Origin of the sequence: Sodalinema sp., from assembly GCF_046483825.1 — a bacterium.
GTDB lineage: Bacteria > Cyanobacteriota > Cyanobacteriia > Cyanobacteriales > Geitlerinemataceae > Sodalinema.
Genome location: NZ_JAWOCL010000035.1, coordinates 1 through 11,323, shown reverse-complemented (window position 1 = coordinate 11,323; position 11,323 = coordinate 1). Strand labels below are relative to the sequence as shown.

Here is an 11,323-nt window from a genome sequence, read left to right as displayed (position 1 = left end):
GACAGGAATAACAAAGCTTTTGTTACGCCCTTCTAGAAATTCGTAAATGGGAAGTTTTTTAACTTGCATGGTTTTCTACACCAATGAATTTACGTTCAAGCTACTACAAAAGCGGTGCGTTCCGGCAAGTTGCCAATCTTCGGTCAAGGTTTAAGATGGCTCGATGCCGGGACGCACCCTACCGTTTCGTCTATCATTAACCTGGGAAAGCTCGATGCCGGGACGCACCCTACCGTCAATTGCCCTCGATAAGGGCCGGTGCTCCGGCAATTTCGAGACTGAACTTGTCTTGGTCAATTCCTAATTCAGCACATAATCGACAACATAGGGAAATAACGCTATTAGACGAGTGATTCCCCTCAACAAAATACAAATCTGTAAACTCAAGAGGAAATCGTAATTTATCTCTATTTTTAGCATTTGCAAAGTAACGCGAAAACTCGGGACTTGCCGCAACCAACTTAAACTCGGTTGGCGATTGCTCAAACAAAAATTGACAGATTATGGTTAGAATTTCTCTCCAAGTTTTAACTTGACACTGACGCTCTTCGATGAGTAGGGTTTTCGGCTTCATTCCCCGAAAATCAATGGTCTCGTCAAAGTCATAAAACTCCGGCTCTTCACTATCTTTACTGAATGTTGATTCTGGATACTTCCAAATTTCAATGGCTTTGTTTGCCAATCGGTTGGCTCGATCTATAATTGCTATTTCATTCCAAGATTTGACATCATTCAACGCAAAACTCAAAGATAATTTACTGGTTTTAAAATCAATATCCTGCTTGTCGTTAAAGCTTTTATTTGATAAACTGCTATTTTTTGCCGTCAAACTTAAATTGCCAAGAGTGTGCAGATATTTTCGGTGAATCTCTGTATAGCCATTTCCTAAAGCCGCTTTCCACTCCTGGTTTAGCTTTTGCGGCATAATATGTTCAACTGTCAAGTCTCCGAGATCAACTTTATAAGGCGAATCATGATTCTCTAAATTTTCTAGCAAAAAGTTTCGATTTTTTGCATTCAACTTATAGACTTCTTTATGGATAAGGGTTGTCCTAAATTCTTCATCAGATGGGAATTTTTGTCCGGCTGATTTATTCTTGAGAATAAAACTCATAATCTGGAAATAATCTTTTTCCCAATCATCTTCTTTCTTGATTTCTTTTGAGAGGACGATAAACAACTTGTTGAGTCCTTGAGTGCTGTTTGTGACCAGTATTCGCCGAAAAGCATAGCTTTCTATTAACTGAATAATACGAATAACATCAGATTCTTGTAGGATATTTTGCTCAAATAAATCAAAGACGTCTAACAAGAATGGATAGCAGACTGTAAATTCTAGTCTATGTAAACGGTAAAGTGCTTGATTGATTGCTGAACTCGGATGCTGAGAATTGTTGATAAAATAGCTGTAAAACTCGGAATACTTCACTAAATACTGGAGAAGTTGCGAGCTGTTGTTCGAGAAGTTGGTTTCAGAGTATTTCTTAAACTCGTTGTAAACTGCTCGCTTACTCTTTGTAATGTTTTTCTGTAACTGATACATCAGAAAAACACGAATAAAATTAGCCACGTCTGTTGAAAGACGTTCTAACTGTACCCAATAGGTATTATAAAGCCGTTCTTGTTCGTCCTTACTCAAATTCATTAAGACATAATTTCTGATCAAGTCTCCATCGTTTAGGTCAACTCCAGTCGAGTTTAGGCTTTCAAAAATTAGCTGTGGATTATCAAGATTACTTTCCAGTTCAATATTGACAATTTCTAACTTCTTGAATAATTCAAAAATATCAGAGGGCCTAATTGTTGATTCTGATATTTTTTCATAGAAAAATAGGTAGTTTTGGATGATATTAGAGTCATTCTGTTTAATAGCCTCATCTCTGAATAAACTCTCGAAATAGAGCCTGTCATTCTTATTGGGTTTCAAACGGATTCGTTGTGAGTCTTCCCTGGCTCGCTTGTTGATTAGATAATAATCTAAAATATCTTCTTGCAAATCTTCTTCGCCAGAGGTTTTGTCTGGCTTAACCTTCAAATGATTGACTAATGCCAGCAGGAGGAGCGAGATGGTCGTCAGTCGTTGCTGTCCATCAATCACCATCCATTCTTCCTGATTATTATAGATATTAACTAACGCGCCAAAGAAATGGCTGGGTTTCTCATGGTCTTGTATATATAATAAATCTTCCCATAACTTTTCGCAGTTACTCTTTTTCCAGGCATAGTCCCGCTGATAGACAGGAATAACAAAGCTTTTGTTACGCCCTTCTAGAAATTCGTAAATGGGAAGTTTTTTAACTTGCATGGTTTTCTACACCAATGAATTTACGTTCAAGCTACTACAAAAGCGGTGCGTTCCGGCAAGTTGCCAATCTTCGGTCAAGGTTTAAGATGGCTCGATGCCGGGACGCACCCTACCGTTTGGTCTATCATTAATCTGGGAAAGCGGTGCGTTCCGGCAAGTTGCCAATCTTCGGTCAAGGTTTAAGATGACTCGATGCCGGGACGCACCCTACCGTCAATTGCCCTCGATAAAGCGACGAATCTGCCGCAATACCTCCTCAATCTCCTCGTCATCTGTAAAGTAATGGACACAGGCCCGGACACAACTGGGGTCGAGAATTGTCCGTACCATCACCCCTTGCTCCTGCAAAAACTGTACCAGGCCCTTGTGTTCCCCTGACTCCAAGACAAAGGAGACTAACCCCGCCTCCGGGGGGGCCGTCCGTAAACAGGTGACTTGGGGAATCTCCCTTAACCCTTGCCAAAGTCGTTCACTATTGCGGCAAATTTGCTGATAGCGTTCCGGGGCTGTTCCCCAACTGCGATGAACTGCGATCGCCTCCCGTAAGCCGACATACAACGGATACGCTGAGGTGGCAATCTCATAGCGTTGCGCATCGGCTTTCCAACCGGTGGGATTGCCGGTTCCATCCATGGTAATGCCGCGCCAACCGATAAAGGTGGGGCGCAGACTGGCCATGGCCTCGGGGTGACAGTAAAACCCACCCACCCCAGCAGGACCACAGAGCCATTTATGTCCGGTAAAGGCGTAATAATCGACCCCAGAAGCGGCTAACTGCAACGGTAATACCCCGACAGACTGAGCTGCATCGGCTAAGACGCGAATCGGCTCCCCGAAATCGGTCTGCACCTGACGACAAGCCGCGACAATCTCCTTGAGGGGTAACACTTGCCCCGTATTCCAAAGAATATGACTCAACACCACTAAACGGGTCTTGGGTGTCAAGGCCTGGGCAATCACTTCAACCGCTTTATCGTTGTTTAGGGTGGCTTGAACAGGGCAGATATCGACTTCAATGCCAAAGCGATGTTGAAGTTCCTTTACTGTCGCCACCACCCCAGGATGTTCGCAGTCGGTCATCAGCAGGCGATCGCCCGGCCGCCAATCAATGCCCCAGAGGGCAATATTACAGCCGACGGTGACATCCTCCGTCAGAGCAATGGTGTCTGGGGTAAACCCCAACTCTTGAGCGATCGCCTCCCGCGTCCTGTGGGCGCAATCACTCGCCCAAGCGTTGGCCTGAGCCGAAAATGGACCAATTCGCTGCACCCACTCATAGGCTTGCCCGATCGCATCGATGGCCCTCTGAGACAGGGGACCCTGACCGCCATAATTGAGATAGGTTTTGTTGCTCAGGGCTGGAAACTGTTGTCGTTGTTGTTGAGACACCGTTGCTCTTATTAGTTGTTGTCTTTAGGGATAGAAGCGCGTGCATTCACCAATCTTATCAACCACTCCGTCACGGCCGACGCGAATATAACCCATCGCTGGCTGTTCAATGGGTAACCAGAGATAGTCCGCTTCGTCAGTGGTGGTGTTGGTACTGCCGAGAATAATCGCCGCTCCCTCGCTGAGAAAGCGTACAATCTCACTGTTGGGATTATTAGAGCGATACACATTCAGACCATCGGGGGCTACCACATTACGAGCCAAACTGACATCAGGACACATGGCCGGCTGAAACCCTCGCGCCCTTGCCGGTTGTTGCGCCACCGGTTCATCGGATTCCCCATCACAGACATAACCGGACCAGACATAGCCGCGATCGTTCGGGGTGGCCACCGGCTGCCAGTTTCCGGCTGGGGGCGCGACTCGTTCGAGGGATGTCCCATTGTTGAGAATCGTCAAGACTCGACCACCGGGGGTTTCCCGTAGGTTCAGGCGTGCGCCTGGGGTGCAGACATGGGCCTCGTTGGGGTAAGACTGAGCGATCGCCCCATTAGCCCCTATTAAGACGGTTCCGAGAGCAAGGGGAAGAAAAGCAAGAGGAAATTTCATGGTATCAGGAGCTTCAAGGCTCTTTAACGCAGTTGCTATGAATTTTAGCGGACGTATTGCCTAATCCAAGACCCTTAAGACAGATTGATCAGCCGGCCCCCCTCACGACAGGACTGAGACAGGCCCTCTAATACTCGCACCAATTGCGCCCCCACAGCCCCCGAGGAGCGATCGCAGCTTTGACCGGTTTCAATCCCCTCTAGGAAGCGATCGCAGACCCGTCGCAGGGGTTCACCAGGAGCCACCTCAATCGCTTCGGGGGTAACGGCACTCGGCTGCCATATCCCGGCCTCATCCTGGGTGAGTTGTCCCTGAATCAGCGTCAAGGGAGCGGCCGCGAGTTCGTCAAATACCAGAGTTCCCGCATCTCCCACCACGGCTAAACGTCGTTGTTTATCGGGATTCGCCCAACACAGATGAATCGTCGCCTCGACACCACTGGGATAGACTAATCGCGCCCAGGCGACATCGGCCAAGCCCTCGGGAAACAGATGCTGCGAGGCGGTCTTCCCCTGAGATTGCAACCAAATCTTGCCGGTTCCTTGAACCTGAACCGGAAACTCGGCCAACCAATGATTAAAAATAGCGATATCGTGAATGGCTAAATCCCAGAGAGCATCGACATCATTGCGAACGGGACTTAGATGAGTGCGTGCGGCATAGCCATAGCGGAGTTCCCCCAAGCGACCTTGACGCAGTACCTGCGCCCCCCGTTCCACGCAGGGATGGAAGAGATAGGTGTGGTCGATGTTGAGCAGTCGTTGCTGTTTTTGGGCCAACTCCCACAGGGCGATCGCCGTCTCGGACTCTAAGGTTAGGGGTTTCTCGGCTAAGACATGATAGCCTCGTTCTAGAGCCTCGCGAATGGTCGTTTCGTGATCCGTAGCGGGAGTGGCTACAATCACCCCCTGAGCGGGCAAGTCTTGGGTGTTATGCCAATCTTGGCTCAGCATGACCCCAGCGGCTTCTAGGTTAAAGCGTTGATTGACCGCTTGTAGACGTTGGCGATCGCGATCGACCACTGCCAGCAATTCCCCGTTTGGATGCTCTAAGATATTGCGAATCAGGTGATTGCCCCAACGACCCGCGCCAATCATAATAATTCCTGTCATAAACCCGTCTGAAAACGTGAACTTAAGAGTGAGACACTGGGGACTGTTGGGACGTTTCAGCCGGGGATAAGGCCACAAAGGCCTCTTGGGCCGCCGCCTGTTCCGCCGCCTTAATCGAGCGCCCGGTTCCCCGGCCCAGACAACGGTCATTGAGCCACACTTCAGCGGCGAAGCGGCGATCGCTATTATGTTCTCGCGTCACCTGTTCGACGACACGATAGTCTGGCAGTTGCCGATAATGGCCCTGAGTCCATTCTTGCAACGCCGCCTTATAGTTTTGTCGGGCGGGATCTTGGCGCACTTGTTCAGCGAGGGGACGAAAAGGTTTATCGAGCCAGGGGCGCACCAAACTTGTATCATGGCTACTCAGATAAAGGGCTGCTGCCACCGCCTCTAGGGCATCGGCCAAGCGAGAACTATAGCCGGCCTTATCGCCGCTGGCACTTCCACCGACTAATAAATAGCGCTGAAACCCGTAGGATTCGGCAATTTCGGCTAAGGTGCGATCGCTCACCAGAACCGAACGAATCGCGGCGTAATCTCCCACCTTCGCCTCGGGGTAACTTTCCCAAAGAAACTCGGCCGAGGCCAGCCGAATCGCTGCATCGCCGATAAACTCCAGGCGTTCGTAGTTGCGAGTCGGGGACACCGTCGGATGAGTTAACGCCGTATCCAAAAGATCCCAGTCAATGCGGGAATCTTGAGCTAAACCTAACTTAAGGATGAATTGATGTAGCGCGTCTTGACGCTGAGGAGGCAGGGCAACCATAGGGAGTGAGGGAGAAATCAGGCGATGACAAGGGGTAGAGAAAGTCGTCGTAAGCCGGGTTCTGTTCTATCCCATCGTCGTCAGACGATGAGACGGGCAGTTATCTATCTGGGACGTTTGTTACCAAACGCCTCAAGCGGTTCTCCAACATCGGAACCGGTAAAAGACCAACCGTCGTTCCGGCGACCTTGCACCCACTCGGGGTTTACCGAGCCAGTACCTCTCGATACTGCTGGTGCGCTCTTACCGCACCTTTGCACCCTTACCGGGATCTCTCGTCGCCTCAGCGTCGAGGTCATCCCGGCGGTATGTTTCTGTGGCACTCTCCTCACGCTCGCGCGCACTGGGCGTTACCCAGCAAGTTCGGTCTTTCGGGTGCCCGGACTTTCCTCAAACTGGCTAAAGCGAAGCTCCGCCAGTTCGCAACTGCCTCACCGACTTTCTCTGTTCTTAGTGTGACAGCAGACCGGGTCGGGTGACAAGATGTGGATCGTTCGACCTGACTTTTGGGTCGCTTGCCAGAAACCGGTCTCAAACGGCGGCATGTTCAACGCGAAAGACGTTACTAAACAGGTTGGCGACGATTTGTTTCCCTTCTTGGGTCACTTCGAGGTATTTGAGTCCTTCTTTGATGTAGGGATAGACCCCGTTCCAATAGAACTTCGGATAGCCATTGCGTAGGTCTCCAGGGGTTTTATAGCCAAGAGCCTTGTTGGTTCCCGTCTCTTCAAATTCGTAGAAGAGGGCGCTAATTTTTTGTAGATAACGGGGGTCACTCAGTTGTCCGATCAGATCGGCGGCCCGAACTAAGCCGGGGAGATTACAGGTATCTTGGTGATCTTCTCCGGCTGGAACGGGAAACCGCGTCAGTTCCATGCTGCTGCGGATGAGTTCGGCATCAATGAGGCGATGCCCTCCAAAGCGTTCGTCGATAAACAATTTTCCGCGATCGACATGATAGGGGGTTAGGGCGGCATCGGTTGCCCCCGGTGCCAGGTAGACCATGGTGTCGTCAATCCCGGTTGAATAGAGTCGCCGGGTGGGGTCGTCTTTACGACAGACGCCTTTGACATAGCCGATGTCATGACAGAGCAGGGCGATGGTGAAATGGAGCCAATCCTCGCAGGAGACTCCTCCTTCGCGGATATGTCGTCCCCGGAGGATATCTTGTCCGACTAGGGTGACGAAGATTGTATGTTCGACGTTGTGATAGAGGGCATCGCTGTTGGCGATGTTTTCCAATGCCATACCACCCGCCCAGCCAATAATCTCGGCGTAGTCAGACTTTAGCCCGCCATAGGTGCGGTGGTAGTTGTCCTGAAGTTTGGGGACGAAACGGTCGATGAGTAACTGAGTGGCATTAAACATCGCCTGTTTTCCTTTGCTGTTTCTTGTGGGGGATGTGGGTCACAAGTGATTGTGATGGGCTACTTATCGTGCCCTATTTTAACAAGTTACTTCCCCATCTCGGCGATCGCTCGTGCAAGAAACCCAACCTCGACGCACGGCGTGCAGGAGTCGGTTCAGGAGAGTATAGTCGGCTTCGGTGAGGCGATCGCTCAATAGATAGGAGCGCAATTGCAGGCGATCGGCTTTCGTGAGTTGGCCATTTTCCCAAACTTGGAAGAAAAAGTCAGACAGGGTGGGGAGTGAGGGTAAAAATGAGTTTGTCATTATCTTAAGAGAATCTTCTATCTCTCCAATGATGCGGCCGCCCGTTGTATCTAGCCGCGATCTCGTACAGGAGTGTGAGTAATTGCGATCGCCGCATCAGGTAATTGGGATCGGTTAAAATCGTGACTGGGATCGCAGAAAATTGGCGATCTCTGTCACAATCATTCTCTCAAATATCTGTAATTGATGTTACAAAAACATCAATCTTGACAAAAAAAAATAGTTCTTAATCGAGTTCTTAATCTATTTAGTTGCGTTCTGTTCTCTTAAGGGTCAGCAAACTTTGACTGGAAAAACAGGAAATCTTGACAAACAAAGCAGCAAAAAACCCAGTTCCGCAGAACTGGGTTTGCCAGGGGGTCCCGGCTGTTCCCTCCTGTTTCCCGTTCTCCAGGCGGCAGAGCCGCTCAGCATCATGTCACGGCACAGCCGTAACACAAGAGAGGACGGCACAGCCGTAACACGAGAGAGAGAGACGGGGAGAGAGACGGGGAGAGACGATGGTTCACTCCTTAGTACTTAGGAACTGAGTCATCAATTTCCTCACTCCAGGCCGCAATACCACCTTTGAGATTGGTTCCCTCGATTCCCGCTTCCTTGAGAATCGATAACGCTTTAGCGGAGCGTCCTCCGAGCTTACAATGAGCAATCAGACGCTTGCCGTCAAGCATCGACTTAATCTTTTCAACCCCGTCACCATCCTCAATCTCAGGCAAGGGAACCAAGGCCGAGCCATCAATCTTACCAATTTCATACTCATTGGGATTGCGAACGTCAACGAGAACAAAGTCATCAGAACCGCTATCAATAAGCGTCTTCAGTTCCGAGACCGTCATTTCTTGAAGATCCATTTTTTGTTTATTTTCCTCTGCTTTAGCCTGCGGAATCCCACAAAACTGCTCATAATCAATGAGCTTGTCAATTTTGGGGCGTTCCGGATTCGGTCGTAACTTCAATTCCCGGAACGACATCTCTAAGGAATTATACAGCAACAGCCGACCACTCAAGGTGGTGCCGCGACCGAGAATAATCTTCAGGGTTTCCGTGGCTTGAATCACCCCAATCATTCCCGGTAGAATCCCTAAGACGCCTCCTTCGGCACAAGAGGGAACCATTCCTGGTGGTGGGGGTTCAGGATATAAATCCCGATAGTTGGGGCCACCTTCATAGTTAAACACCGTCGCCTGGCCCTCAAAACGGAAGATGGAACCATAAACGTTGGGTTTGTCGAGTAAAACACAGGCATCATTGACGAGATACCGCGTCGGGAAGTTATCGGTTCCATCGACGACAATATCGTACGCTTCAATGATATCTAGGGCATTCTCCGAGGACAGGCGAGTTTCATAGAGATGAACATCACAATCGGGGTTAATCTCATGAATGCGATGTTTAGCTGATTCGATTTTCGGTTTCCCCACCCATGAGGTTCCGTGAATCACTTGGCGTTGTAGATTCGAGTTGTCCACAACATCGAAATCCACAATGCCGAGGGTACCGATTCCAGCAGCAGCGAGATAAAGCAATAAGGGAGATCCGAGTCCCCCGGTTCCGATACAGAGCACTTTGGCGGCTTTCAAACGCTTTTGCCCTTCTAATCCAACTTCTGGCAGGATTAGATGGCGTGAATAGCGTTCATAGTCCGCATTCGTCAGTTGAATTTGCTCTAAGTTTGGATTGAGCATGATGATGGGTCTAAGACTTGGTAGAGTCGAGAACGTTGTATGATCCAGTGTATTATTCTAGCGACTGCGATCGCCTTCCCTCGATCCCGTCACGGAACGTTAAGCGCGAGCGATGGAACCGTCAATGGAACCGTCAATGGAACGGTCGATGAGAACCTCCTGAAACTGCCGCCTCTCATCCAATCGCCAGCAACGACTGTCCCCGGCTTGGCCATCACGAACAGCCATAATCAGATAATAGTACTCTGGCCAGGCCCATTGGCGATCGCACTCGGAGGGAATTGCCTCATGATTCGGATGAGAGTGATAAATCCCGAGAATCTGCCAACGGCGATCGCGGGCCGTCTTCTGAGCCGCTAACATCAGTTCTGGGGCAATGGTATAACGGCGTTCGGAAGTCGTCGAGTCCTCAACATCCTCAAACTGCACCGCCGACTCCTCATCCCAAGCATTCTCAGCGGGCCAAACCTCCGTCACCCGAGCCTGTTCCCCTTCACAAGTTCCCAGCAGCAAACCACAGCATTCACGGGGATAAGCCATTTCCCCATGACGGTGAAGTTCCTGTAACTGTTGGCTGGAGATGTAAATCATCATTAAATTTCGACACTTGAAAATTGACAAAAAAAGCCAATAAACCCTGTCAAGACATGGATTTAGCTATTTTAATTTGTATTATCTGAAGTAACCAAGGGTACGACTCAGCTCGAAGAATCCACCCACAAGGGAAACCCCCCACCACTGCCTATTCCCTGTTCCCTATTCCCTCTCCCCTCAATATCCCAACAACGCATTCCAAGTCATCGGTCCAACCACCCCATCAACCGAGAGGCCCGAACGAGACTGGAAGCGTTCCACCGCCGCAATCGTCGAAGATTGATAGATGCCGTCAATTTCTCCCTGATAGATGCCTAAATCTTGTAATAACAGTTGCAGTTCCACCACAGCAGACCCCTCATCGCCAGAAGAAAGCACCGGCAAATTGCGACTCGCTGGCGTTGCGACAGAGTTCGCCGCCGTATTCGCCGTATCGGGAGCTGGGAGCCATTGATTAGAACGGGCGGTGTCGGGGCGAGTTCCCTGGGGCAAAGGGTCATAGACGGGAGTGGCAACGCCGCCGAGGGGAACCGTCGGGAAGAGGCGATTCCAGGTCTGAATGCCAACGACCCCATCCGCGTCAATTCCGGCGGCTTGCTGGAAGGCTGAGACGGCTCTGGCGGTCTGTTCGCCATACTCCCCGGTTACCGTCCCTCGATAGAATCCCATGAGTTGCAACATGGCCTGTAATTCCCGCACTTCGGAGCCGTTGCTGCCAACTCGCAACAGGGGGCGATTCGGGTTGAGATCGAGAGAAGCTTGAGAGAGTTGAATCGATGGGTCTGTTTGGGGTTTTGTCCAAGCGACCTCAGGTATGGCGATCGCCGAGGCCACAACCAATCCCACTAGCAGACGGTGAGATAGGAGTTGGTGATTCAAGATAAGCTTTGGCATAACGAGGAACTCCCAACAGATTGGCAAACCGTGGATTCAGAGGCTTCGAGGCGGTTGTCGGCACACTGATGCTTCGATCCACATTGACATTTTGACATAGGTTTTGACATCGGTTTTGAGAGAGGTTTCGAGAGAGGTTTCGAGAAAGGTTCACAAAGCCCAAGGGTGACTGCCGATTGGTCTGAGACTCATTCTCACGGGTCTCAGGATAATGTAGGGGTTTTGTGGTAGAGTTTTAAGGGACTTGAACCCTGATTCCTAGGGAGTTTGAGAGTTCCCCCGTCGTCGAAAC

The 11,323-nt window shown here is 49.9% G+C and carries 10 protein-coding genes and 1 other RNA gene; all 11 read right to left on the bottom strand.

The genetic code is table 11. From position 1 onward, the window contains the following. Positions 1 to 235 precede the first annotated feature (235 nt). Positions 236 to 2,305 carry a DUF262 domain-containing protein gene (locus tag R6U67_RS02355; protein ID WP_410251061.1) on the bottom strand — a complete coding sequence of 690 codons (2,070 nt, stop codon included), beginning with the start codon at positions 2,303 to 2,305 and terminating at the stop codon, positions 236 to 238. 213 nt (positions 2,306 to 2,518) lie between these two features. Further along, positions 2,519 to 3,694: an aminotransferase class V-fold PLP-dependent enzyme gene (locus R6U67_RS02350; RefSeq protein ID WP_410251060.1), complete on the bottom strand. Its 1,176-nt coding sequence runs from the start codon at positions 3,692 to 3,694 to the stop codon at positions 2,519 to 2,521. A gap of 24 nt (positions 3,695 to 3,718) precedes the next feature. Beyond that, positions 3,719 to 4,303 carry an SH3 domain-containing protein gene (locus R6U67_RS02345; protein ID WP_410251059.1) on the bottom strand — a complete coding sequence of 195 codons (585 nt, stop codon included), beginning with the start codon at positions 4,301 to 4,303 and terminating at the stop codon, positions 3,719 to 3,721. Between the two features lie 74 nt (positions 4,304 to 4,377). Next, positions 4,378 to 5,415, bottom strand: a complete 1,038-nt coding sequence (locus tag R6U67_RS02340; protein WP_410251058.1) for a Gfo/Idh/MocA family protein — start codon at positions 5,413 to 5,415, stop codon at positions 4,378 to 4,380. Between the two features lie 22 nt (positions 5,416 to 5,437). Next, positions 5,438 to 6,184 carry a ribonuclease III gene (gene rnc / locus R6U67_RS02335; protein ID WP_410251057.1) on the bottom strand — a complete coding sequence of 249 codons (747 nt, stop codon included), beginning with the start codon at positions 6,182 to 6,184 and terminating at the stop codon, positions 5,438 to 5,440. Between the two features lie 35 nt (positions 6,185 to 6,219). Continuing rightward, positions 6,220 to 6,627, bottom strand: an RNA gene (gene rnpB, locus R6U67_RS02330) — RNase P RNA component class A. Between the two features lie 88 nt (positions 6,628 to 6,715). Further along, the gene (locus R6U67_RS02325; RefSeq protein WP_410251056.1) at positions 6,716 to 7,552 is read right to left on the bottom strand and encodes an Npun_R2479 family HD domain-containing metalloprotein; all 837 of its coding nucleotides are present in this window, start codon (positions 7,550 to 7,552) and stop codon (positions 6,716 to 6,718) included. Positions 7,553 to 7,630: 78 nt separating this feature from the next. After that, a complete protein-coding gene (locus R6U67_RS02320; protein WP_410251055.1) occupies positions 7,631 to 7,858 on the bottom strand; it encodes a hypothetical protein in 228 nt (75 codons plus the stop codon). A gap of 512 nt (positions 7,859 to 8,370) precedes the next feature. After that, entirely contained in the window at positions 8,371 to 9,543 is a 1,173-nt protein-coding gene (gene moeB, locus R6U67_RS02315; RefSeq protein ID WP_410251054.1) for a molybdopterin-synthase adenylyltransferase MoeB, read from the bottom strand. Between the two features lie 99 nt (positions 9,544 to 9,642). After that, positions 9,643 to 10,137: a Mov34/MPN/PAD-1 family protein gene (locus R6U67_RS02310; RefSeq protein ID WP_410251053.1), complete on the bottom strand. Its 495-nt coding sequence runs from the start codon at positions 10,135 to 10,137 to the stop codon at positions 9,643 to 9,645. Between the two features lie 177 nt (positions 10,138 to 10,314). Then, entirely contained in the window at positions 10,315 to 11,031 is a 717-nt protein-coding gene (locus R6U67_RS02305) for a peptidoglycan-binding domain-containing protein (RefSeq protein WP_410251052.1), read from the bottom strand. Positions 11,032 to 11,323: the final 292 nt, after the last annotated feature.